13 protein-coding genes are annotated in these 25,177 nt (G+C 70.3%); 5 read left to right on the forward strand and 8 right to left on the reverse strand.

The annotated features are described in order from the left end of the window. Nucleotides 1-55: 55 nt before the first annotated feature. On the reverse strand, nt 56-1,810 hold the full coding sequence (locus ABZ719_RS09170) for a hypothetical protein (RefSeq protein WP_366724564.1): 1,755 nt from the start codon (nt 1,808-1,810) through the stop codon (nt 56-58). A 1,465-nt stretch (nt 1,811-3,275) separates the two neighbouring features. On the opposite strand from ABZ719_RS09170, the gene ABZ719_RS09175 reads away from it, so the two are divergent. After that, entirely contained in the window at nt 3,276-4,952 is a 1,677-nt protein-coding gene (locus ABZ719_RS09175) for a sigma-70 family RNA polymerase sigma factor (RefSeq protein WP_366724565.1), read from the forward strand. A 14-nt stretch (nt 4,953-4,966) separates the two neighbouring features. On the opposite strand, the gene ABZ719_RS09180 is transcribed toward ABZ719_RS09175, so the two are convergent. Beyond that, nucleotides 4,967-7,111 carry a UvrD-helicase domain-containing protein gene (locus ABZ719_RS09180; RefSeq protein WP_366724566.1) on the reverse strand — a complete coding sequence of 715 codons (2,145 nt, stop codon included), beginning with the start codon at nt 7,109-7,111 and terminating at the stop codon, nt 4,967-4,969. Nucleotides 7,112-7,232: 121 nt separating this feature from the next. Between ABZ719_RS09180 and ABZ719_RS09185 the strand changes: the two genes are divergently transcribed. Then, nucleotides 7,233-7,895, forward strand: a complete 663-nt coding sequence (locus tag ABZ719_RS09185) for a hypothetical protein (RefSeq protein ID WP_366724567.1) — start codon at nt 7,233-7,235, stop codon at nt 7,893-7,895. On the opposite strand, the gene ABZ719_RS09190 is transcribed toward ABZ719_RS09185, so the two are convergent. From ABZ719_RS09190 to ABZ719_RS09200, 3 genes are all read right to left on the reverse strand, one after another. Next, on the reverse strand, nt 7,859-8,467 hold the full coding sequence (locus ABZ719_RS09190) for a hypothetical protein (protein ID WP_366724568.1): 609 nt from the start codon (nt 8,465-8,467) through the stop codon (nt 7,859-7,861). The genes ABZ719_RS09185 and ABZ719_RS09190 overlap by 37 nt on opposite strands. Continuing rightward, entirely contained in the window at nt 8,464-9,525 is a 1,062-nt protein-coding gene (locus ABZ719_RS09195; RefSeq protein WP_366724569.1) for an AAA family ATPase, read from the reverse strand. The genes ABZ719_RS09190 and ABZ719_RS09195 overlap by 4 nt, the downstream gene beginning before the upstream one ends. Nucleotides 9,526-9,588: 63 nt before the next feature. Beyond that, nucleotides 9,589-10,095, reverse strand: coding sequence for an ATP-binding protein (locus tag ABZ719_RS09200; RefSeq protein WP_366724570.1), 507 nt, complete (start codon nt 10,093-10,095; stop codon nt 9,589-9,591). Nucleotides 10,096-10,258: 163 nt separating this feature from the next. Here ABZ719_RS09200 and ABZ719_RS09205 point away from each other — a divergent pair, with 163 nt between their 5' ends. Together ABZ719_RS09205 and ABZ719_RS09210 are read left to right on the forward strand one after the other, a co-directional pair. Next, a complete protein-coding gene (locus tag ABZ719_RS09205; protein WP_366724598.1) occupies nt 10,259-11,131 on the forward strand; it encodes a helix-turn-helix transcriptional regulator in 873 nt (290 codons plus the stop codon). Then, a complete protein-coding gene (locus ABZ719_RS09210; protein ID WP_366724571.1) occupies nt 11,128-11,328 on the forward strand; it encodes a DUF397 domain-containing protein in 201 nt (66 codons plus the stop codon). Before ABZ719_RS09205 ends, ABZ719_RS09210 begins: the two co-directional genes overlap by 4 nt. A 24-nt stretch (nt 11,329-11,352) precedes the next feature. Here the strand turns inward: ABZ719_RS09210 and ABZ719_RS09215 are convergent, their stop codons facing one another. From ABZ719_RS09215 to ABZ719_RS09225, 3 genes are all read right to left on the reverse strand, one after another. Then, nucleotides 11,353-15,510: a DNA methyltransferase gene (locus ABZ719_RS09215; protein WP_366724572.1), complete on the reverse strand. Its 4,158-nt coding sequence runs from the start codon at nt 15,508-15,510 to the stop codon at nt 11,353-11,355. Then, nucleotides 15,507-18,512 (reverse strand): helicase-related protein, encoded by a 3,006-nt coding sequence (locus ABZ719_RS09220; protein ID WP_366724573.1) that lies wholly within the window; start codon nt 18,510-18,512, stop codon nt 15,507-15,509. The genes ABZ719_RS09215 and ABZ719_RS09220 overlap by 4 nt, the downstream gene beginning before the upstream one ends. Nucleotides 18,513-18,635: 123 nt before the next feature. Then, nucleotides 18,636-23,912 carry a DEAD/DEAH box helicase gene (locus ABZ719_RS09225; RefSeq protein ID WP_366724574.1) on the reverse strand — a complete coding sequence of 1,759 codons (5,277 nt, stop codon included), beginning with the start codon at nt 23,910-23,912 and terminating at the stop codon, nt 18,636-18,638. Nucleotides 23,913-24,139: 227 nt separating this feature from the next. Here ABZ719_RS09225 and ABZ719_RS09230 point away from each other — a divergent pair, with 227 nt between their 5' ends. Continuing rightward, on the forward strand, nt 24,140-25,120 hold the full coding sequence (locus ABZ719_RS09230) for a serine/threonine-protein kinase (protein ID WP_366724575.1): 981 nt from the start codon (nt 24,140-24,142) through the stop codon (nt 25,118-25,120). The last annotated feature ends 57 nt before the right edge of the window (nt 25,121-25,177 follow it).

Here is a 25,177-nt window from a genome sequence, read left to right on the forward strand (position 1 = left end):
AACGACGGTCGAAGGCCGGTACGGCTCCCGTCGGGACGGCTGTCTCCGGCCGGGCTCAGCTGGTGGCCTGTACGGTCTCGGCGGCGACCAGGCATTCCGCGAGGGCGAGGTCGACGGCCGTGAGGTCGGGCGCGTGGACGGCCACGGACGTCCACAACGGCCGCAGTCCCCGCTCCAGTCCGACGGCTCTCGGGTCTCCCACGGCGGCGAGTCGGGCGATCAGCGCGCATCCCAGCGAGAACTGGGGCACCCGCATCCACGCCTCATCGGGGCCGCGCAGCGAACCCGGCCCCCGGTCACGGAACGCCGTGGCCAGGAGGGGGTGTCCGTCGCCGAGGAAGTTCTCGACGGCCGTCAGCCACTCCTCCCACTCCTCACGCACGGCGTAGTACTGAAGGGTGCGCCGGTCGCGGAACGCCTGCCAGGCGGCTGCGGCCCGGGTGTCCGTGTCCAGGAGGCCGCGCGGCACGACACCCGCCGTGCGCCACACGGCCTGCTGCTGGATCTCGGGAAGCTCGTTCAGGGCTCGGGCGTGGGCGTCGAACCGGCCGACGGTGCGGCTGGGGTCGCCCTGCCCGGAAAGGATCGCCGTACCGACACGGCCCAGGAACTGTCCCACCTCGTCCAGGAGTTCCTTCTCCTCCCGGTACAGCTCGTCGATCCCGTAGGTCGGGTCGCCGGACAGGTACGGCAGCAGCGGCGCCGTGAGCAGCAGCGCGCACAGGGGCGCTCGCCTCCAGACGGGGCGGACTCCGGCTGGATCCGTCACCTCCCGGATGCGCAGGGCGGCCAGGCCGCTGCCCACCAGCGCGGCGGCCAGCTCGCCGGAACGCAGGGAGCTGTCGGCCGCACCCAGGAGGGCGTCGGGCCCGGCCTCCCCCAGCGCCTGCAGGCACTCTGCCGGTGCGCTCTCCTTCGCCCCGCACGCCTGCAGGTCCCGGCCGCGGGCGGCCACGATCCACTGGTACGGAACGGCGTCGGTGCCGCGCGGCAGTGTTCCGCGTCCGCCCAGGTACTCCGTGGTCCGGGCCGCGACGGTGCCGTCGACGACCGAGGACGTCCAGGGGGAACGGCGCAGCACCAGGGTGTCGCTGTCACGCAGGTGGGGCCAGGAGGGCGCGGCGTCGGCCGTGTGGGTCCCGGCGTGCAGGCTCATGACGAGCGGGCCGGCCGACCGCCAGGCGGCGGGCAGCGGGATACGACCGCTGTCGTCGACCGGCACGCTCAGCGGCTGCCGCCACGGGGCGAGGACCTGGTAGAGCCGGGCGGTCAGCTCGCCGGGATGGCGCAGCCCGCGCAGCAGCAGTCCGGTGCCGTCCGGTACGACGTCCTCCGCGATGGGCTGGGTGCGGACGGTGCCGACGTGCACGTCCTGCCCCGCGACCAGCAGCCGCAGTTCGGCTTTGGCGCAGTCGCGGACGGTGTCCGTCAGGGCGGCCAGGGAGTAGCGCAGGTCGCCCCTGCGGGTCCGGACGCGCCGCTCCGGCTGCAGGCTGACCAGGGGCGTTCCCTCGACGACAAGCACCAGTTGGGGAGTTGCGGCCACAGCCTGCTCGGGCAGGCGCACGGTCAGGGCGCTGTCCCGCGCCAGGTCGGCCGCGTCGATGTCGAGCGGCCGGATCGACCAGGGAAGAGGACTGCCGTCGAGTTCCAGGCGGACCTCGGAGTACGGGACGAGCGCCTGGACCCGGAACCCACGCGCACCGTCGCGCAGGACGAGGTCCCTGGTGATCTCGTACGGGGCGAACTCGACCGCGCTCCGGGAGACGGTGACCGATCCACCGGCACGGAGGTCCAGTCGTGTCGGCACCAGTCCGCCCTGTGGGGCCAACAGGCGCCACTCGGCCGAAGGCGTGGCCTCGACGCCTTCGGCCAGGAAAGCGGTGAGACGACGCCGCCCCCCGCTGCCCAGGACGGTGGACGAGGATCTCGTACGGGCCGAGCAGTGGGCCGGGAACGTGCTCCCAGGGGTCGAGGAGGGCGCCGGGCGGGCCGGTGCGGCAGGCCAGGATCGCCTCGTGGCCGGGACGGCGCACCTCCACCTGCCAGTGCTGTGCCTCCGGCTCCCCAGGCCGGCGCCGGAGCCGGAGCGCGGGCCGCCGGTGCCACACCGGTACTCCGTCCTCACCGGTGAGCCAGGGCAGCGTCGCACCCCCTTCCCAGCCGAACGACCGCCCGACGGCCACCTCCAGCCACCTGCCCGGCGCGGCTTCGGAGGTACGGAGCCGGGTCACGCCGACCAGGGACACCTGGCTCAGGGTCCATCCGCTCCAGCCGTACGGGGTGGGCAGTTCGACGACCGCGCCCTGCACGCCCTCCGTCTCCAGGGTGCCCACGTGCAGCAGGTGGATCTCGGTGGCGGGCAGCGGCTCGTCGAGGGGGATGCGATGACCGTCGGCGGCGAAGGCCAGCAGGACGGTGTCCGGGTCGACGACGGCCAAGGCGTGGGCGGTGCCGGCCGGGTCGGTGGTCTCGACGCGGCGTACAGGGCCGGGCAGAACCCAGTGCGGCGGCGACGCGGTGAACGACTCACCGTCGGCCGCCAACTGCCAGGCGGCCGCGTCCGGACCGCCGGGCAGGGTCAACATGACGCTGCCGGCACCGGGGCCGAGGCGGAGTTCCGGAGGGGTCGTGGCATGCCAGGGGACGAGGTCCGGTGGAGGGGCGCCCACCGCTGTGGTGGTCGGTGGGCACCAGGTCCAGCCCAGCGAGCGGGCCGCCTCCTGTGCGGCCGCAATCCAGTCCGCGTCAGTCGTCGGTGGGCCCGAGGCGGCGCGACGGCGGCCGAGTTCGGGCCGGGCCTCGACCACGCGTGCCCGCGCCTCGGACAGCATGTGTGCGAGGTTGGGGGTGCCCCCCTGCGAGCCGAACACCACGCCGTGGATCGTGCACGCGGGCCAGCGTGTGAACACGGCGTCTCGTTTCAGGCCGGACCGCTCCGCGAGCAGAACATAGGCCACGAGCGCCTCCAGGACGAGTGCGGTCCGCCGGTCGACGGAGTCGACCCCGCCGACAGTCTGCGGCTCCCCCGCCTCGCGCCACGCCCGCTCGCAGTCGTCCAGCAACTGCGCGGGATCCACCAGCATGCTTCCCTCCCCGACCGAGCCCTACCTTCTTGCGGTACGGACCGGTTAATGTTTACCGTTTTACCATTCCTTCACGTCAAAGACACACAGACTCCGCGTGCGGCTTCGGACGTTCCACGTTGTCAGTGGCGGGTGGTCCAATACGAGAGGGCTCATTGCACCGCTGTTCAGCACATGGGGGGCACGTCGATGACGACCAACGTAGAGGCCGCGACGCCGGCCGCGCTGCACGCCGAGCTCTTGGCGGCGGCAGGTCCGAAGCGGGTTCTGACTCTGGCAGCCTTGCGGCGGCTGCTGCTCGGCGTGAACAAATCCGCGCTGACCGAGGCATTGAGCCGGGTCGTAAGGGAGGGTGTCACGCTCCCTCCCGCCGTGGCAGCCCAGTTCGGGGTACCGGCCGACGGTGAAGCATCATCCGGGCCGAACCGCTCTATGCCCGCACGGACGCCGGACGAGCCCTCCCACCTATCCGGACTCCCCGCCATACCTGCGCAGAAGGCTCCCGGGCCTCGCTTCACCCTGGAGTTGAGCCCGGACAGCCGACTCGACCTGACCGCCTTGACGGCACGAACGCTGCGGCCGGACCCGGTTCCGTTCGCGCCGACGCCGAAGTCGCCGCCGCGTCCGCCCTCCCGGGAGACTGACGTGGGTTTCGAGGACTCCCCCACCGGACGACCCGTGTTCAACCCGCTGAAGTACTACCGCAAGATGATTGCCGCGTACCCGCTGCTCTCCCGGCAGCAGGAAGCGGAACTGGCCCATGCCATCGAGGCAGGACTGCTGGCGCGGGAGAAACTGGACGAGGGCGGCCGGAAGATCGCACCCAAGCTGCGCCGTGAGCTCGGACAGCTGGTGGAAATCGGGGAGCAGGCGTTCACCGACTTCGCCCAGGCGAATCTTCGGCTGGTGGTGAGTATCGCCACCTGGTACACAGGACGTGGGCTGGACCTCATGGATCTGATCCAGGAGGGCAACATCGGCCTGCTGCACGCGATCGACAAGTTCGACCACCGCAAAGGCTTCAAGTTCTCGACCTATGCCGTGCCCTGGATCCGCCAGGCGATCCAGCGGGCCGTGGCCGACCAGAGCCGCACCGTCCGGCTTCCGGTGCACGCCCACGATACGGTGACCGCGTTGAGCAAGGCAGCACGGAACCTCGGCTACACCGTCCCGCAGGACGCCCTTCCGGCAGTAGCCGCTCAGGCGGGCGTCCCTCTGCCCGAGGCGCAGACCTTGCTGTCCCGTGTGCGCCGGACGGTTCCGCTGGAGGACTTGGCCGAGGCGATCGGTGACGACGCGCTGCACGAAGAGGTCGACCGGAGCATCCGCGGGTCGCACTGGCGGGAATCCGACACCTACTACAAAGACCTGTCTCCGGAAGAGGTCCACCGCATCCTCGACTGCCTCAGCGCACGAGAACTCCATCTGATCACCCTCAGGCACGGGCTCGATGGCGGGCCCGAACTGACCCTGGATGCCATCGGCCAGGCCCTGGGAGTCACGAGGGAGCGCGTACGCCAGGTCGAATCCAAGGCCATGACGAAGCTGCGCGAGCGCACTTGGGAGTACCTCCACCCCCCAGTCGTTGCCACTCCGCCGCCCGCGATCGTCGAACCGCGTACCGTCCCCGTGGATCCACCGGTGGAGCTCGACGACGAGCTCCACGTGACCCGGAAGGTCCACAAAAGCGGGCAGATCATGGTGGACCGACAGACCATAGACGTCGGTATGCGGTACTGCGGCGCGACCGTCACCGTACTGCTCGAGGACGAATGGTTTCGGGTGCTGTTCGAGGGGCGCCCGATCGCGGCCACTCCCCGGCGGCACCGTCCCGGGTCCCGCACGATTTACGGCACCGCCGGCTGAGCCGCAACACGACCTCACTCCGGCAGGAATTCGCTGCCTCGCCCGCTGTACGACACGTACAGCGCCTCCCTGGCCCGGGTGCAGGCCACGAAGAGCAGGCAGCGTTCGGCTGCCAGGTCGGTGGCGTTCTGGAGGCCGTCCACGTCGGCGGGGGTGACGGCCGGAGGGAACGGGAAGGCGCTCGCGGTCGCCCCGGCGACGGCGACGCACCGGTACTCCAGCCCCTTCATGCTGTGCAGGGTCGACACCCGCACTCCGACCGCGCTGTCGGGTTCGCCGTCACGCACCCGAACCACGGGAATATCGGCCGCGGTGAGCCGATCGGCGAGCCTGCCCGTCAGGGTGTTGAAGCGGGCGCAGACCGCGATGTCCGACGGGGCGACTCCGGCGTCCGTCCAGTTGCGCACCTGCCGGACGACGGCGTCGGCCTCCTCGTTCTCCGTCCCGTGTCCCTCGCACACCGGGTGGGCGCCGTGCAGCAGGGAGCGGTAGCCGGTGAGGGTGTCGTGGCCGTCGCCGGTCAGGTCGGCGACGGGTTCGCTGTCGAGGAGGGAGCGGGACCAGCGCAGGATCTCCTCGGTGGAGCGGTAGTTGACGCGGAGTCTTCCGCTGCGGCCCGCGACGGCGATGCCGAGGGAGCGCAGGGAGACGCGGGCGTCGTAGATCCGCTGATGGGGGTCGCCGGTGACGAACAGGTCGTCGGGGCCTTCCGGGACCAGTGCGCGCAGCAGCCGCCACTGCGCCGGGTGCAGGTCCTGTGCCTCGTCGACGACGACGTGGCTGTACGACGGTCCCGCGCCGGGTTTGTCCCGCAGCAATCGGGCCGCCTCGGCGCAGAGCTGGAGCCAGGTGTGCGACCGGGTGCGCGCCAGCTCCTCCTCGAAGAGGGTGACGGCCTGCCAGATCCGCCGCCGCTGGGCCCGCCCGAGCGCGCTGCCGCGTCCGCGTCGCTCGCACGCGAGGTACTCCTCCTCACTGCGCAGGTCCTGGGCGAGGACCACATGCCGGTACTCCTGCGACAGGAACGCCTCGTTCCAGGGCAGGTCGAGACGGCGGAGCAGACGCTGCCAGCGGGTCCGCTCGTCCTTGTCGCCGAGCGCGCCGCCGGGGTTGCCCCGCAACTGCCGTACGGTGCGGTGGGCGACGGCGTCTACGGTGGTGACGTCGACGCGGGCGAGCAGTTCCTCGTCGTGGTCGAGCAGCAGCGCGAGACTGCTGTGCAGGGAGCGGGCCAGGGCATTGGTGTAGGTGGTGAGGAGGATCCGCGTGTCCGGGGCCCGGTCCAGCAGGTGCTTGACGCGGTGCAGGGCGACGACCGTCTTGCCGGTGCCCGGTCCGCCGGTGATCTGAGCCGGGCCGGCGTAGGCGGGCCGGTAGGCGATGCGCCGCTGGGTGGGGTGGAGGAAGATCCGCCAGGCCGCGAAGGGCTTGGCCAGGATGTCGGCGAGCTCGTCGGCTCCGGTGACGAGCGCGATCCGGCTCCTGGTGCGGGTGACGGCGGCGGCCAGGTACTCTCCGGCAGTGTCGTCCGCGGCCTCGGGCTCCTTCTGCCGCACGGCGACCAGCTCGCGGTAGATGTCGTTCGGGTCGAGGCCGTCGGCGAGCAGCCACAGCGCCTCGAACTGGTCCTCCGGCATCAGCGAACCGAACGCCTCCAACTGCGCCTTGCTGGTGACGGTGCGGGCGGCGCGCAGCGTGACGTCGTCGATGCCGAGGTGCCGCAGCACGGTGTCCGACCAGGGGGTGAACAGGAGTCGGGGAGCGGCGGCGGCCTCCTGCGCGAAGAGCGGGGTGATCTGCTCCATCGCGGTCAGGTCGCGCACCTCCAGGCAGCGGGTGACGCTGTTGACCGTGTAGAGCCGCCGCTTGGCCCAGGAATAGGCCTTGTCGTGGCTGACGACGTGCACAAAGACGAAGAGGTCGCTGCCGTCGTCGGGCGCGAGCAGCACGATCCGCAGTCCGTCGTCGACGCGTATCGTGCGCATCCGGGGATCGCGGGAGCTGACCACCGACTCCAGGTGCAGCCCCTTGTCCGCGTGCAGCTGCGCGACCGTCAGCTGCTGGAACTTGGCCATCGCCTTGTGGACGCGGGCGCGGGCCGGCCGGTCCAGCCGGTCGACGCCCTCCCAGAACGTGTTGGTGATCGCGATCTGCGGCATGCTCCCCACCCTTGTCGGCGTCGACCCACGGTACTGCTGTTGACTGAGTTTACGAAAGGCATGATGATCGTCGCGCATGATGCCGCACATCGCGTGGGCGCCTTGAGTACGGGAGTAGAGCATGGCTCTGGAGTCGTCGGCCGATTTCTTCGGTCCGCCCGGTGACCCGCTGGACGAAGTGATGGCACGACTCCGGCCCGGCTTCGTACCGAGCCCCGAGGACGTCAACCTCCTTTTCGAGGCCGCTCGCACGGTTCAGCGCGCGTTCGAGGAGGTCGGGCGGGCGAACACCGTTCTGGACGAGGTCTCCGACCTCGGTGAGCAGATCGGGGCGGCGCTGAAAGACGGCCTGAGCCGGCGGTCGCGGACGGAGATTCCCGTCCTGCTCAGCGCTCTGCGCGCCCAGGCGGCGCGCGTCGAGCGGTCCGAAGCGGTGCGCACGGTCGCCAACCGCATCCTCGGCAACGACGACGGGGACGAGCCCGAGTCCCTCGATCCCGTCCCCGCCCTCACCTCCGACCTTCTGCCCCGGGTTCCCTCGGTCTACGACGACGAGGAGGAACCCGGCAGCAGCCTCGCCGACCTGTGGGAGCGCCAGGAGCGGCTCGAGCGAGTCCAGGACCGGGTCCGCCGGGAGCGCGTGGAGCGCGTCGCCGCCCACCTCGTCTCCCTCGCGGAGAAGGTCGTCGACCGCTCCTTCACCGACACCCGGTTCACCCGGGCGGCGCTGGACGAGATGGACCGCGCCTACGCCTTGTGGTGTGCGTGCCTTGACGAGGCTTGAGGGGAGGCTTCGCCGCCTTCACTTCGCGCAGGCGGATCCTCGGCCTTCGGATCGCCGGCCTCGCCGTGCGGCGTCGTGGACTGCTCCGGCCGTCCCCGGAAGGCGGCTCCCTTAGCGGTCCGCGATTCGACGCGATCCACGATGCGTTCGATGACGCGTTGGGGGTCCTTCCACTTCATCGCCAGCCGGTCGTGGTCCATTCCGTGTTCCGAGATGATGTCCCGCAGTTGTTCGAGGTCGAGTTCGCCCAGGCACGAACGGAGCCCCGCCTCGCCGGACTCGGCGAACACCGTGAACGGCTCGATCACTCCCGGAGCTCGCCGACTCCGCCTCGGGCGTTCGGCCGGGCGGGGTGTGGTCTGCGGCTCGGGAGGGGCGAGGGCCTTGCCCAGCGCCCGGGCGAAGCGTGGCGTGCGTGCGGCTTCGGACGCCACCACACCGAGGACGCGCGCAAGGGTCGCCGCGAGCTCCGGATCGGACGCACCGAGCTTGATCAGGACTTCTTCGGCCTCCCGCGCCTGGGCGTACAGGGGGCTGTTGTCGTCGGGCCGAGTTTCGCTCTGCTCGGTCACGCCTTCTCCTCGACCAGCTCGATGAACTCCTTCGTCATGGAGCGGAAGGCCTTGTACTCCCCCTGGTAGCCGTACTTCTGTCGCAGCGTGCTGCGATCGACGAACTCTGCGGAACCCGCGATGTTGTCCCTCTCGGGGATATAGGTCGGCAGCACCTCGGGGAGTTTGTCATCGGCTTCGAGTCGAAGGATCGTGTTCCGGTGGACCGCCGAGGCCGCCCGGTACTTCGTCACAACGATGCCGATTTCGGCGATCGGATGCGCGTTGTCGTCGGCGAAAGCCCGTACGTGCCGCTGGATCTGAGGAATACCGTAGGTCGAAAGGACGTCCGGGATCGTGGGGATGATGTATCCGTCGGAGATGCGCAGACCGTTCAAGGTGACGATTCCGAGGTTGGGCGGGCAGTCGACAAGAACGTAGTCATAATCGTCGATGATCTTCCACACCGCCTTACGCAGAAGGTCGGTCGGATTGTTGGAGTAGAAACGACCGGACGACATGGAGGCCAGGCGGTCCTGGACGTCGATGAGGTCCAGCGAGGACGGCAGGAGATCCACCCTCCTGACCGCCTCCACCGGCGAGACGTTGCGCTGCAGCGTCTTCCCTAGGTCGAACTCCGGAGCCTCACCCTCGGGCCGAAGGCCGTCCTTGAACAAGGTGGCCAGCGTGTACCCGTTGTCGTTGAGGTTCTCCCACTTCTTCTCCCCGATGAGGACCGTCGTCAGGTTCGTCTGCGGGTCGAGGTCGATCACCAGGACCCGCTTGCCGAACTCGGCGGAGAGGAACTCCGCGAGACCGGCCGTGGTGGTGGTCTTCCCGACGCCACCCTTCAGATTGATGGTGGAGATGACATACGCCATGTACTTCTTCCTTCGCTTGAGATAGTGGCGAATCCGACCCGCCCTGAAGACAGGTCCGCTGCGGAGTTCCGCAAGGGGGGCCGGGAATCGCTTGTCGCGGTTGCGCCAATTCGCGACGACCGTCCGGCTGACACCGGCCATTTCCGCCACTTCGAACAGTCCGACGAGCTCGTCGTCCGACCTGGACGTGCCCTGCATGACACCTCCCGTGAACGGCTTTCACGTTCACCCATCAAGCGTGAAGGTCGTTCACATGCACCGTCAATGGCCAACGTCCCCCTGTGGGTGCGCGGTTGAATTCGCGCGCCCCCCGGTCGCGCATTCACGCCGGTGATGTTCGGCCCAGACCGTCTTCCCGCCGGGATGGTGTGGCTCGCAGCCCCAGGCGTCGGCGAGTGAGGCGACGAGGAGCAGGCCCCGCCCGGACTCGCCGTCCGCGTCGGCTTTCGCCGGCACAGGCAGATGGTCGCCCCGGGCGTCGGTGACCTCGATACGGAGGGTGGTGGGACTCAGGACGAGGGCGAGGCGCGCGTCTCTTCCCCGCACCCGGCCGTGCCGGGCCGCGTTCGCGGTCAGTTCGGCGATGAGGAGGGACGCCGCGGCCGTGCTGTCGTCGTCGGTCTGCGGCCATCCCGGCTGTTCGGAGAGCCAGCGCTCGGCGGCATGGCGCGCGGTGTGCGCGCCGCGTGCCGTGGTGGGGAACAGGGTGCGGAAGTGGCCTGTGACGACGATCGGTTCACCGGGTGCGGTGACGGTTTCCTGGTTCACCTCACCGAGGGTGACCGAGCCGTCCTACTGTGTGGAGCACTCCGGACAGTACGCGGGGTGACTGTCCCGGTGCGGACGGTGCGGTGTACGGGCGTACGGCCGTGACATGGCCGTGCTGTCGCCGGTTCGTCCTCGGTACAAGGAAACAGGGTGGTGGTACGGCATGGCAGCACAGCCGGGTGCGGAGGTCCCCACGAGCGGCGAGGCGGACGGCATGGACGAGGTCGCGGACCTGTTCCGGGCGCTCGGCCGGCAGATCAAGGTGGCCCGGGAGCGGGCCGGTCTGAGCCAGAAGGAACTGGGCGACCGGCTCGGGTACGGGGAGGAGACGATCTCCTCGGTCGAGCGGGCACGGCGGACGCCCCAGCCGGAGCTGCTGGTGGCGGTGGACCGGTTGCTGGAGTGCGGGGGCCTGCTGGCTTCCGCGGCGGAGGATGTGGAGCGGGCGAAGACGCGGCGGAGGGTGCGGCATCCGGAGTGGTTCCGGGACTATGCGCGGTTGGAGGCTGAGGCGGTTGAGCTACGCTATTTCGCCAACCAGGCGGTGCCCGGCTTGTTCCAGACCCCGGACTACGCCCGTGCCGTCTTCGCCAGCCGACAGCCGTTCTTCGATGAAGAGACCATCGAGCAGCGCGTAGCCGCGAGGATGGATCGGCAGGAGCTGATGACACGGTGGCCGCCGCCGACGGTGACCGCCATCATCCAGGAAAGCATCCTGCGACAGCCCTTCGGCGGGCCGGACGTACAGCGCGGACAGCTGGAGCATCTGCTACGGACAGGATGTTTGCGTCACGTGGAGATCCAGGTCATGCCGACTGCGAGTGAGGAACATGCTGGCATGGGCGGGCCGTTCACGCTGCTGACCCCAAAGGGCAAGCCACAGGTGGCCTACCTGGAGGTCCAGCACATCAGCCGCCTCATCACTGACCAGGAAGAGGTGCGTGTCCTGGCCGCAAAACATGGCAGCATCCGAGGACAGGCGCTCACCCCACGCGAGTCCCTGCGCCTGATCGAGAAGATGCTGGGAGACCTATGAACATCGAACAGCCCGCACAGCTCAAGTGGTTCAAGAGCAGCTACAGCGGCGACGAGGGCGGCGAATGCGTCGAGATCGCCGCCGACGCGACCGTCATACACGTACGCGACTCCAAGGAACGCGGTGGTCCTCAGCTCGCGTTCGCGCGGAGCGCATGGGCCGGATTCGTCGCGGACCTCGGGCGGGACCGGACCTGACCGGCCCGCCCGAGGTCACGCCACTCAGGCCTCGTGGCGCGGCCCCTCCCCCGGCGGCGGGTCCAGTACGGTCCGGTACTCGCCGCCGGCTGCCCGGGCCTGCGCCATGCGGTCGTAGACGTCGAGGATGAGGTCCTTGGTGCGGTAGGCGCCGCAAAGAGCCTCCTCCCGCTTCCTGACCGTGGGGAACGTGTCCATCACGTAGTCCACGTCCGCGCGGCTGAGCCCGTAGACGTGGAACAGGGCCGCGTCCAACTCTGCGCGAAGGAGTTCGCGACGCTCGTCATTCCATCGGAATGGTGCACCGTCGTCCCCGTGGTCCTTGGCGAAGGATGCCATGTCACGCGATGTGTAGGAGAGCTCCAGCACACGAGGCGCGATCCAGTCCGCCAACCGACCTGCCTTCGAACCGTTGAACGGCAGCTCTGTGTCAGGCAACGGCACCGGGAACTGCATGAGGTACCCGTAGGTCATGGACGTGCCAGCAACCTTCTGCCGTGCGACATAGTCGAAGGCGTACGTCGCCAGCATCCCGGTAAGTGCTGCGGCATCCGCCTCAACGAACATCAGCGGGAACTTGTGGCCAACGCCGTAGGCGGGGAGAGGCGTGCCAATCATCGTGCGGGTGTCAGTGGAGCGGGCCACGTCCCGCCACCCCATCAACCACCCGTGCCACCACTCCCGGTCCGCCAGCCGCGTAGCAACCCCCGGCCACATGATCCGGTTGCCCTTCTTGTCCCGCTTTCCCGAGTCCACGTCGAACTCCGGCACCCAGTACCGGGGCAGCGGCGCGAAGTCGGGGTCGTCGTGCTGTTCCGGCGTCACACGCGGCAGCGTGCCCATGTTGGCCTGGGCCTGGGTCTGGCCCTCGTAGGTGCCCAGGCGGTGGTCGAAGTGGTGGAGCATCTTCGCCTCGTACAGCGGGAGGTACCGCCGCTTGTCCTCAGCCTCAAGGCGGACGAACACGTTACCGGCGAGCCGCCAGCCCTCCGCCTCCAGTTCCTCCTTGCCCCGGAAGAGCTTGGAGTCGGTGGCCATGTTGAACAGGCCTTGACGGAAGGTCAGCCCCCAGGGGTTACTGCCGCCCCTGCCCCACTCGTCTGGCTCCTTCAGGAGAACCGGCACGCGGCTGTAAATGCCGAAGGTGATCTCCGCGTCACGCCGGGACTCGAAGATCGGAAGGTTCCCAGTATTCGGGTTGACCAGCAAGATCTCATCCAGGGGCATAGCGAAACGGCGCTCCGGAAGGTCCTCCATGTACCAGGTGCCAAACGCGAAAGACGCTTCCTCAACCAGCTCCTCCGGGCCCGTAACCGTGAGCAGGCAAAAACGCACACGATGGTCCACGTCCCGGCTCAGTACGAACGCCTCATTCTTAAAGTCCAGGAAGGACACCAGCCGCTGCGAGCGCACCAGATCGGAGAAGAACGGCGCGGTCGTCGCATCCGTGGCGATACCGGTCTGCAGGACAAGCCCGAACCGTCCCTTCGGCGCGATCCCCCATGAGGCCGCCTCCGCGAACAGCGGGTACGTGTTCAGCTTGCCGCGCGCCGCCAGCGGGAAGCGGCCGGACCAGCGCGCGAGATGGGAGAAGCCGTCGGACTGCCGCTTGTCGGCGACGTACTGAGCGTGCAGCTCCCGGTCCGTCTCCTCCTCGCTCTCCGCCAGCTTGTCGATCAAAGCCTGCCGTGCCGCCTGATTCGGGGCCTTGGCAATCTCCGGAGCAACGGTGGCGAAGTACTCCTCCGTCTTGAACTCAAGAGTCTCCCACGGCGGATTCCCCAGCACACAGCTGAACCCGCCCTGCCACCCGGTGCGTTCGTCCACGCCCGGCGCGTCCGGGTCCGCAGGGACCCGGAACACCTCGGGGAACTCCAGGTGCCAGTGGAAGAAGTGGTACTCCTCCCGCAGCCGCTCCAGTTCCTCCAGCGTGCCGTCCGGCAGGCTCACGCCGCCGTCCTCCGAGTGGAGCGCGAGCAGCGACTTGGTGGTGAGGGCGGGCGGCGTGGCGGTCGGCGTCTTCTTCCAGACGAACGCCGCACACCACGCGTCCGCGAGCTCCAGGGCGCGGACGTAGTCGGGGGACGTGGTCAGTGCGCGGTACTCGCGGGCCTGGCCCTGGACGTCCTCCAGGTCCTCCGAGTCCGCGCCGGTGATCAGGGAGACCTTCTCGCCGAACTCGGCGTTGGAGCCCAGGACGAACGGCTCCCCGGCGAACAGCTCCTCCTGGCTCACCCCGCGCCGCAGGGCCGCCCGCCACGCCGCGCGCTCCGACGCGTTCCGCTTCTTCAGGTCGGTGACGTGCTTGCGGTCGTCACCCTCCAGCAGCTTGAACGCATCGTCCGGCAGGCCGCCGGCCAGCAGCTTCGGGGTCGTGCCGAGCAGGCCGTTGCCGTGCTTGATGTGGGCGTCGAGGAAGGTGAGGGGCCGGCCCGGCTCCATCGCCTCGATCCACAGGGAGACCTTGGCCAGTTCGACGGCCATGCGGTTGAGGTCGACGCCGTAGACGCAGCGCGAGACGACGTCGCGCAGGGCGTGCCGTACGTCCTCGGCGCTGGGCTCGGGGTCGTCTTTGCGGATCTCGGCGAGGCGGCGGGCGATACGGCGGGCGGCGGCGACGAGGAAGTGGCCGGAGCCGCAGGCGGGGTCGCAGACCGTGAGGGCGAGCAGGGCGTCCTCGCGCTCCTTGGGTGTCGTACCGGAGCGGACCGCCCGGTCGATCACCGGGTCGAGCGCGGAGTCGAGGAGGCAGTCGATGAGCGGGGACGGGGTGTAGTAGGAGCCGGAGGTCTTGCGGTCGTTCCCGTCGAGTTTGGCGAGGACGTAGGTGTCGCCCTCGTCCAGGCGCGGCTCCAGCTCCAGCAGGGACTCGTAGACCGAGCCGAGTTCGTCCGCGCCCAGGTGGCGGTAGTCGACCTTGCGGGGGCGGCCCAGCTTGGCGTCGTGGACGACGGACAGGGCGCGTACGGCCTCGTACAGGGCCTGGTTGGACAGGCTGAGCCCGTCCAGGATCTCGTCCGTCTCCGTCGGCTCGAAGAGGCCGCCGAGGGCGGGCAGGCCCAGCTCGGGGCGGCCGCCGGGGGTGCCGAGGCCCTTGATGACCAGGGTCAGGGCGTGCCACTGGTCGCCGTGGAGGGTGCCGACGCGGCGGGCGAGGCGGCGCAGGCGGGCCGTGGAGAAGTACTTCTCGTAGGTACCGCGGGCGGTGGCCGTCGCCTCGGGGTGCAGCAGCAGGTCGCGGTCCTCGGTGACGAAGAGGAACAGCAGGCGGTAGGCGAGGCGGAGCAGCGCCGGGTGGAGGTGGTCGCGGACGTTCTTGTCGCGGCTGCGCAGGGCGTCGCGCAGGGCCGCGTTGTCGGGGTGGGTGATGAGGCCGTTGCCGATGGCGACGAGGGCCTTCTCCACTCCCTTGCGGAGTTCCTTCAGGGCGCGGGTGCCGCTGTCGATGGCCTCGGTGCGCCACTTCTCCAGCGGGCAGGTCGCGGCCGGCTCGCCCTTGGCGCGGGGCTCGAAGCGAGTGCGGTGCAGCAGCCGCCACAACAGCACGAAGTCGTCGGAGCGGTTGCCCTCGAAGATCGCCTGGAGGTCGAACTCGATGAAGGCGGCGCCGGTGAGGGAGGCCGACTCGCGCAGCAGGCGCAGCTGGCGGCCGTTGGAGAGCACGCCCCACAGGGTGGAGTCCGCGGAGCGGTTGAGGTACTCCTGGACCATCGACTGCGGGATCTGCTTGGCCAGTTCCGGGGTGCGGTGGTCCAGGGGGACGTTCCAGCCGGTGAGGTGCACGGGGACGTGCGCCCACTGGTGGCTGACGTCGAAGTCCTTCTCGCCGTCGCGGGACCGCAGACCGGGCGCGGGCACGGGGGCGAGGGCGCCGAAACCGAGCTGTTCGAAGAGGGGCAGCAGCCAGCGTTCGGTGGTCAGGCCGACCGCGTGCACGCCGGGGTCGGCGTCGGCGCCGTCGCGGACCAGCGCGTCCTGGTAGGAGGTCCACACGCCGCGCAGGTAGCCCCAGGAGCGTTCGGCGGCGTCGCGCACGGAGTCGCCCTTGGCGTACAGGCGGTAGTCGGCGGGCTTGGAGCCGGTCTGCTCCTTGCCCTCCTTGATCCGTACCAGGAGGTCGTACGGGAGCAGACCGCCGACCGTGGCGACGGTGTCGGTGACGAGGGTCCTGGCGAGGCTCATGCGTCCGCTCCCTGGGGGATCGTCGGGGCCGGGAGGTAGTGGTAGACGCCGAGGACGTCCGGGTCGCCCTGCGGGACGACCTTCAGGCCCGCCAGACGGGCCCGGGAGGCGGTTCGGACCCGGTGGTGCGAGGCCTCCAGCTTCTTGCCCAGGTCGGCGGAGTGGACGCGCAGTTCGGGCATGAGGACCGTGTGCAGGGCCGCCAGGATCTCGCTGATGCGCCCGGCGGCGAACGTCGGGTCGGTGTTCTGCGCGGCGCGGGCGTCCAGGAGCGCGAGTGCCTCGTCCTCCGGCAGCCACTGGGGCGCGGTGGCGCTGCCGCGGAAGGCGACCACGCGGGCGTCCTCGGCGAGCTGCTCGCGCACGGAGCCGTCGCGGGTGGGCAGGTGCAGCCGGAAGCGGTGGCGGACGAGCAGGAGCGTGGTGCGGCGGTCGACCGCCTTGGTGCGGACGACGCCGCAGCGGCGGGCGGGGCGCTGCCACTGCGGGATCTTGTCGGCGTCGTCGAGGGCCGCGTCCAGGACGAAGCGGGCGGTGGCAGCGACCACCGGGTCGGTGCGGGTGAGGGCGGCCTCGCCGCGCGGGGCGCTCGGGGCGTCGTGGAAGACGACCGGACACGGGTGGCGGGGGCCGAGCGCGGCGGAGACGGCGTCGCGCAGGCCGAGCGGGAGGGCGTCGGTGTGGACGGTGAAGCCGCCCTGCTTCGTCGGAGCGGGCATGCCGCGCAGCGCGGTCAGGGCGCGGCGGGTGAAGTCGCGCACCTCCTCACCCGTGCCGAGCGCGGCACGGACCTCGGCGACCTCGGCGGCCACCTCGTCCTTCTTGATGCGGTGCTGGGCGTAGCGGGAGCGGTTGCGCTTCTCGCGCTCGGCGGAGGACTGCCAGGCGATCTCCAGCTGCTCGGCGGCCGCCGCCTCCTCCTGCGGGAACAGGCCCTCCTGTTCGTAGGCCGTCTTCTCACCGCGCAGGATCAGGCCCTCGAAGACGGCCTGCATGGCGCTCTCGGACTCCTGCGGCACCGGCACGGAGACGCCGGTGACACGGCGGATCCGCTCGTGCTTGCGCAGCAGGACGTTCAGGACGATGCCGTCGACGGGGTTGTCGGCGCCGTACAGGGTGAGCGCCTTGACGACGTCGGTGCGCTGGCCGAAGCGGTCGACGCGGCCCTCGCGCTGCTCGTGCCGGGTGGGGTTCCAGGCGAGGTCGTAGTGGACGACGGCGTCGAAGGACTCCTGGAGGTTGACGCCCTCGGAGAGGCAGTCGGTGGCGACCAGGACGCGGCGCTCGGCCGGCGGGTTGCCGTCCTCGTCGGCGCCGGTCAGCTCGGCGATGCGGGTGACGCGCTGGTCGGGCGAGAGTTCGCCGGTGACGGAGGCGATGGCGACCGGGTGCTCGGTGCCCTTCTTGTTGAGGGCCTTGGCGAGGTGCTTGGCGACGTAGTCGGCAGTCGCGATGTAGCGGCAGAAGACGATGGGGCGGTAGCCGTCGTCGAGGAGGTCGGTGACGGTGGCGATGAGCTTCTTGAGCTTGGTGTCTCGGGTGGGCCCTTCCAGTTTCCTGGCCGCCTCGGCCATGGCGATCAGGCGGGCCTTCTCCTCGTCGTCCTCCGCGGTGTCCTCGTGCTCGGAGGCGTCGTGCTCGGGAATCTCATCGGGGCCGTCGGACGTCTCCGCGGCGGCGGGCAGCCGGGTGCCGGGGACCGCGTCGGCGGACTCGGCACCCTCGCTGTCGGCCGGGTCGGAGACGGTGCGCTCGCCGGTGCGGTCGGCCTCCTCCGGGGAGTCGGCCTCCTCGACGCCGGCCCGGGTGTTCAGGGACTGCACGGCGGCGGCCGGGGAGGAGGACAGGGTGCGCAGCAGGGCGAGGGTGGACCACCAGCGCTGGCGCTGCTGGAGGGCGCCGTCGGCCGCGCGGACGGTCTCGCGGGCGTACGCCAGTACCTCGTCGAGGAGCTTCTTGTAGTCGCGGTGCAGGGTGTACGGGGACTCGGCGGTGTCCCGGGAGGAGGGGAAGTGCGCGCCGTCGCCGAAGTCGTCGCGGATGTCGGCGCGGCGGCGCTGCACGAAGTACTCCGCGAGGAGCCGGCGGCCCGCCTCCGTGTCGAAGCTCACCGTGGCGAGGCGGTCGTCGAGCAGGCCGAGCAGACGGCGGAAGGGTTCCTCCTTGCCGCTGTGCGGGGTGGCCGTGACCAGCAGGAGGTGGCGGTCCGCCCGGTCGGCGAGGGCGCGCAGCAGGGAGTACCGCTGCTGGGAGGTGCGCGCGGAGGCGCCGATCGCGGTGTCGGCGACGCAGGAGTGCGCCTCGTCGACGATCACCAGGTCGGGGCAGTTCTTCAGGAAGTCCTCACGGTGGCGGGGGGACTTGATGAAGTCGGTGGAGACGACGTAGGCGCCGTCGGGGCGGAACACCGACTGGCCGTACGGCGTCTCGCGCAGCAGCCGGCCGATCGTGGACGGCAGCACGAGACGGGCGTCCACGCCGAACTTGCCGTACAGCTCGGCCCGCCACTGCTCGGCCAGGGCCGGCGAGCACAGCACGACCAGGCCGCGGGCGTCGCCCTGGGCCAGCAGCTCGGCGGCGATCAGTCCGGCCTCCACCGTCTTGCCGATGCCGACGTCGTCGGCGATCAGCAACCGGACGGTGTCCTGGCGGAGCGCCATCAGTAGCGGCACCAGCTGGTACGGGCGGGGGTCCACGGAGACCGAGGCGAGCGAGCGGAAGGGGCCGGCGCCGGAGCGGAAGCCGATGCGCAGGGCGGTGCGCAGCAGCCCGGCGGCCTGCTGGTCGCCCAGGTCGGAGGGGGCGGGCGGGGCGAAGGTGGCGGGGACCACCTGCTCCAGTGCGGGCAGGATGCCCGCGACGTCGTCGTCGGCGCCGCCGAGCGGGCGCAGGACGAGGAGCTCCGGCGTGGAATCCGGCAGCACGACCCACTCACGGCCCCGGGCATGGACGAGGGAGCCGACCGCGTACTGCTGCTGGGTCGGCTGGGCGGCGGTGGTCATGGGTGCCTTCCGGGGTCGGGGCGGGCGGGACTGCGGTCGGGCCGGCGGGCGGGTGCGGGTCGCACGGGGACGGTGCGTGACGCGCCGTCCCCGTGCACGGAGGGTGGTGAGATCCGCCGCAGGTCAGCGGCGTGCCTCGCCGAACACCGAAGGGTACTCGGCGACGGCCTTGGCCCAGTCGTCGTCGTACCGGATGCGGATGACCTCCCAGCCGATCTCCTTCAGGCGCTCGGCGGCCTCCTCGTCACGCAGGGCGGTCTCGGCGTGGTCGTGGTGCGGGCCGTCGACGAACACGGCGATCGGGCCGTAGCCGGTGTCGTAGACGAAGTCCGGCTTGGACAGGGCCTCGCTCACCTTCAGCTGCTGGCGCTGCGGCAGATGGTGGCCGTGGGCCCGGAGGTAGGCGATGAACCGCTCCTCCAGGGAGGAGTCGGCGCCCTCGATGAGCGCTTCGGCGTGCTCGTCGCGGGTGCGGCCGACGTGACCACCGCCGACCGCACCGTCCTTGAGCTCCATCAGCAGGTCGCGGACCAGACGGCGGTCGATCGCCCGGTGGTGGCGCTGGTTGCCGAAGGAGAGCAGGCAGTGGTAGCAGCCCTTCTCGCACGGGTCGCCGTTGGACTTCTCGGCGCCCCGGTCGCGGCCCTCCTGGTCGTAGTGCGCGATCTCCAGGGCCCGGCGGGCCGCGCGGGCCAGCGCGTCGGGCTCGGCCTGCAGCCGGCGCAGGACGCCCGCGCCGCCCTCCGCGCTCTCGATGAACAGCAGCCGCTCACGGGGGCCGTCGTGCGGCGGCAGCTCCCAGGTGTCCAGCTCGGAGTCCTCCAGCTGGAACTCGGCCTCGATGCCCCGCTCCAGCGCGTACTGGAGGGTGATCGCGGTGTCCCGGTCGACGGGGGCCGCGAGCTGGAGCACGAGGATGTTGCGGGTGTCCTGGACGTAGGGGATGACGGGGACCTTGCGCAGCGCCTTGTCCGCGTCGGCCAGGCCCTCCTGTTCCTCCGGGGTCTCCCGGCCGGCCGTGCCGGTGCCCTTGGCGCCCGTGGAGCCGGCCAGCCACTCCCCCGTGACCGGGTCGATCCAGAAGCCGATCTCGCCCTTGGCGACCGAGCGGCGGTAGCCGAGGTTGGTGAGCCGGACCGTGGCGCTGTCGCCGTAGGCGAGGTGCGCGAGGAGCGTGCCGGCCGCGGACTTGGCCTCGGCCCGCAGGGAGCCGTCCCGACCGTCCTCGTGCTTCTTGAAACGGTAGGAGATCTCCACTGCGTAGCCGGTGCGCTGGCGCTCCTCCTCGTCCGAGGAGATCCGGTCGCGGCGCTGGGTGAAGACCGTGTGCAGCTGCAGCAGGCCGGTGCGGGCGTCACCGAGCGTGCCCTGGCAGCCGGGGCAGGTGTCCTCGCGCTGGTCCTCCGGCGACAGGTAGCCGCAGCTCTGGCACACCTTGGCGCTGTCGGTGGTCAGCTCGCCGGAGGTGTCCGGCGGCAACTGGACCCGGTTCACCTTGAAGCGGCTGCCCTCGTGGTAGATCAGCGCCCCGGGGCCGAACTCGCGGATCGCGATGAACCGGGACCGCTGGAGGTAGTCGCCGTCGTAGCCGCGGCTGGTGCGGCCGGTGCCGGGGATGTACGCGGCCAGCGGCAGCCGGGGGAAGGAGTAGCCGGGCAGGAAGCCCTCGGAGGCGAAGTAGCGGTACGGGTAGAAGTCGGACAGCACCGTGCGCTCGCCGCCCTGGCGATTCTCCAGGAGCGCTATCTGGTTCTCCGCCTGGGCGCGGCGGCGTACGGCCTGCTGCTGGGAGCGACCGGTCGCCGTACGGTTGCGGATGTTGTCGTGCTGGAGCTCCCGCTCCTCCAGCGCCTTCTGATAGAGGGTGCGCCAGCGGCCGCAGGCCCGGTCGAAGGAGCCCGGAGCGCTGCCGACGGTGTCCTCCAGCCACTGCTCGTGCCACCACGAGGTGTCCCGCAGTGTGTCGGCGCAGCCGGCGAGGACGGTACGGGCACGGGCCAGGGCCCGGGCTTGCGCCCTCTTGTTGGCGATCTGCTCGCGCACCTCGGGCAGCAGGGCCAGGGAGGGGGTCTTGCCGTCCGCGTCGATGATCTTCGTCATGGAGCGGCCCAGTTCCAGTCCCGTCTCGGCGAGCCAGATGGCGTGCACGTGCGAGGCGAGCAGGTCCTCGTTGGCCAGGTCCAGGCGCGGCGGGGCGACGGTGCCGGCGACCATCTGGTCGGAGCGGGTGAAGTAGTACTGGTCGTGGCTGTTGCCGGTGGCGCAGTACGTGGTGACCAGCGCGGGCTGACCGGAGCGGCCGGCACGGCCCGAACGCTGGGCGTAGTTGGCGGGGGTCGGCGGTACGTTGCGCAGGTTGACCGAGTTGAGGCTGGCGATGTCGACGCCCAGTTCCATCGTCGGCGAGCAGTACAGCAGGGGCAGCGGGGCACCCTTGCTGAACAGGCGTTCCCGCTCTTCGCGGATGTCGGGGTGGACCTGGGCGGTGTGCTCGGCCGCGTGCAGGCCGGCGAAGGTGCCGGCGACGTCCTTGTAGAGCCCCTTGAAGAAGGCGTTGACGCGGGGCCCCCGCCCGGTGCGGTAGGTGCGGCGCAGCCGGTCCACCGTGCCGTGGTCGTCGTCGCGGGCGTGCCAGCGGATCACGGTGTGGTTGATCCGGTAACCGGGGTCCTCGTTCCGGCCCTGGGTGACGCGGGTGAGGACACCGCCGTCGGCGAGGACGTCGAGCAGGTCGGTGATGACGTCCTGGGCGTCGGTGAGGGAGAGGTCGTGCCGCCAGTCGGGGAAGGTCCCCTGCTTGCGCACGAAGCGGCCGAAGGCGCCCCTGCCGGTGAGGTTCTTCTCGCTGCGGCTGCGACCCGGCCGCCCCGCACGCGGCAGGGCGACGGTCGGCGCGGGGGGAGCCGCCTCCGTGTCGGCGATCCCCCAGGCGTCGTTGAGCTTCGCCGACTCCTTGCGCAGCTCGTTGAACTTGGCCTCGGTGAAGTACGGCGTGTCGACGGCCCGCTGGCGGCGCAGTTCGTCCATGAGGACCCGGGCGAGGTCGAGGCGAGTGGCGGGGGTGGCGGTGCGCAGCGGGCCCGCGGCCCGCTGCCAGCGCTCCTCGTCCTCGGCGATCTCGTCGAGGCCGGCGTACTCCAGGCCGAGCAGACCGGTCTGCTCCAGGTTGGGCATGGTGACCCGCCAGCCGCGCTCCAGGTCCAGGAAGAGCCGGTACTCGGCGATCTGAGCCAACGCGTCCTTGGTCTCCTCGGCGAGCACCGTCACCTCGGTGGGGTTGTTGGCGTACTCGTGCGGGGCCAGCCCCATGGCCTCCACGACCTCCTCGCCGAGCCGCTTCCAGCGCAGCCCCTTCCTGCCCGCCTCCAGCATCGCGCGGTACAGCGCACCGCGCAGCTGGGTGACCATCACGAAGTCGTTGAAGTGCCCGGACTGCAGGCTGGCGTCCTGCCGGTTGTCGACGAAAGTGAGCAACTTGCGTGCGTCCTTGCCGAGTTCCTTCTCGGGGAGGCCCTTGAGGTGGCGCACGATGGAGGCGCTGACGACGGACGTGGCCGTGGAGCGGCCCTCCTGGTCGAGCGTCATCAGCTTGGCGAAGTCGCGCTCCCGCACCTCCTCGTAGCTGACCCCGCACTCCAGGCAGAACAGGAACGGGGCGGGCAGATAGGCCGCGTACAGGCCGTCCTTGTGGTCCTTGTCCACGGTTTCGCCGTCGGGCCGCACCCACACCGGCTGGGGCGCGCGCTTCCTGCGGCTCGCGGTGAGGACGGTCGTCGCCTTCTTCGGGTCGAAGGTGAGCCAGCTGTCGGGGAACCGGCGCTGCTCGACGGCGTCGCCCAGATGCTCCGGCCAGGGGTTGGTGGCGGAGATGTAGAGGTATCCCTGGTCGTCGTCCTCGTCTTCACGGGTGCGGAAGGCCACCGTGCCGTCGTCGCGCTGGTCCCGGGCCACGGTCAGGTACTCCTGGCCGCATTCGCGGCAGAAGGAGAGCGGGAGGAGCAGCTTCTCCGGCTGCCCGGGCACCCGCTGCTGGTAGGTGCGGGTGATGTAGCGGCTCTCGGCCGGCTCCAGGGAGACGTACGCCGAGCCGCCCTTAGAGAGGAACTGGTGCAGCCGGAAGGCGAACAGGGGCCGGTCGGTCTCCGGGTCACGGGCCTGCGAACCGGCCTGCAGGGTGGCGCGGATGGCGTTCATGCAGGCGGTGTACGGCTCGTCGTCGGGCGCCTCCTTCGGGATGTCGAAGGCCTTTTCACGCAGGGCGCGCGCGGCGAGTTCCACGGTGACGGGATCGGCACGGACCAACAGTTCCGTACCGTCCTCGTCGGTGACCTTGGTAAGCCCGAACGTGGTCTCGATCCAGCGGGCCAGCGGGTCGGCGGCGAGCGCCTCGTACTCCTGCGGCGGGTCGTTCTCCCTTACCCGGGCGGCGAGTTCGGCGGAGGTGGGAGCGGCGTCACCGGTCGCCCGGACCAGGGTCTCGCCCACCACCCGCTCCGGGAGGATCTCCGTGTCGAACAGCGTGGAGGCGACATCGGCGACGGCACGGCGGCGGGCGGCCGGAGTGCCGTCGGTGGCCATGGTGGCGGACGTGCCGACGCACTGCAGGTCGGGAGACTCGCATGCCTCACGCACGCGCCGCACCAGCACGGCGACGTCGGCGCCCTGCCGGCCACGGTAGGTGTGCAACTCGTCGAGGACGAGGAAACGCAGGCCCTTGGCCCGGCCGATGAGGCGCTTGCGCTCCTCGGGCCGGGTGAGCATCAGCTCCAGCATCACGTAGTTGGTGAGCAGGATGTCCGGAGGATTGTCGAGCACCGCATCCTTGTCGGCCTGCTTCTCCTGGCCGGTGTAACGGGCGTACGTGACCGGCTCCTCGCCTTCGCGGTAGCCGGCGGTGAGGAACTTCTTCAGCTCGCCCATCTGACTGTTGGCCAGGGCGTTCATCGGGTAGACGATGATCGCCTTGATGCCGGGGGGTGCTCCGGCGTCCTTCTCCCGAAGTACCCGGTCGACGATGGGCACGATGTAGCCGAGACTCTTGCCGGATCCGGTGCCGGTGGTGAGGACGTAGGACTGTCGGGAGGCGGCGGCCTCGATGGCGTCGTACTGGTGGAGGTGGAAGGTGATGGGGCGGACAGTCGCGTCCGGCTTGTCCTTGCCGACACGGAAGATGCGCTTGCACTCGGGGTGCAGGAGGCCCAGTTCGTCGGCGAGGTAATCAACGGTGCCGCCGCGCTCGAAACTCGGGTTCAGCGAGAGCCAGGGATCGGGCCACTGGTCGCCGTCGGCAAGGGATTTGGAGACTTTCTCGCCGATGCGCGGATCGTCGATCACCACCGATCCGGACGTGTACTCCTTGTAGTCCTGGATGAGTCGGCGGTGCACCCCGAAGACGTCCACGTGATCCTCACTTGTTCCCGACGCGATCCACACGTCACCTTAGAGGGTGGAGGTACGCGTGGTACCGCCCTTCCTTGCCCCCATTAGATCAGCGACCTGTGAACAGAGTCAACGCGTACGCCATCTTCGGTCGATGCACCGCAAGCGCCTTCATGCCACACTCTCCTCGGACGGCCGCCCGGGGCAGGGTGCCTCGGGACGACGGAGGAGACGGGGCCACACCGCGGATGAACACGGGATCGCTGATCGCCGGTAGATACCGGATCAAGAACCTCATCGGCCGGGGCGGTATGGGCGTCGTCTGGCTCGCGCACGACGAGAACCTCGGCCGCGACGTGGCGCTGAAGACCATGAGCACCGGCCTCGGTCTCACCGAGGAGCAACGCGCCCGCGACGCCGAGCGGTTCCGCCGTGAGGCGCAGGCCGTCGCCCGGCTCGACCACCCCGGGCTGGCGACCGTCTACGACCTCGGCGAGGAGAACGGCACGCGTTTCCTCGTGATGCAGTACGTGATCGGGCTCGCCCTCAGTGACCGGATCGTCGAGGAGGGCCCGCTCTCCGTCGAGGAGACCGCCTCGATCGGTGTGCAGATCGCCTCTGTCCTGGGTTCGGTTCACGCACGTGATGTCGTGCACCGCGATCTCAAGGGCAGCAACGTCGTCATTCGCACGGACGGGGTGGTGAAGGTCCTGGACTTCGGTGTGGCCGCCTTCCTCGATCCCGAGACGACGTCGCTCACCACGACCGGCGAGCGCCCCGGAAGCCTGGAATGCATGGCACCGGAGCAGATCCGGGGCAAGCCGGTCGACGCGCGCACGGACCTGTACGCGCTCGGCTGTCTGCTCTACGCGATGCTGACGGCCGAGCCCGTCTTCGCCCACGACTCCGAACTCATGCTGCCCGGCATGATCCTGGAGAAGCCGCCCGCGCCACCTCGAGAACTGCGCCGCGGAATCCCCACCGCGCTGGAGGAACTCGTGCTCCAGCTGCTGGCCAAGGAGCCCGACGAGCGGCCTGTGCACGCGGGTGAGGTATGGCAGCGTCTCTCCGCGTGGTTACCCGCACGCCGTGCACCCGAAAAGGCACTGGTGCCGTGGGCGGAGGTGGACCCGCTGCGCCCCTTCACCCATCCGATGGGTCCCGACGCACGACCGGTGCGGGCCTGGGCCCGGGCGACCGGCCGGCTGAGAAACGGTCCGGGCCGCTGACCGCGCGCGGCAGTCGGCCCGGACCACACACTCCCGTCGGCCCTGTTCTCGTCGGGG

The sequence above is a fragment of the Streptomyces sp. NPDC006743 genome (genome assembly GCF_040703815.1).
GTDB lineage: Bacteria > Actinomycetota > Actinomycetes > Streptomycetales > Streptomycetaceae > Streptomyces.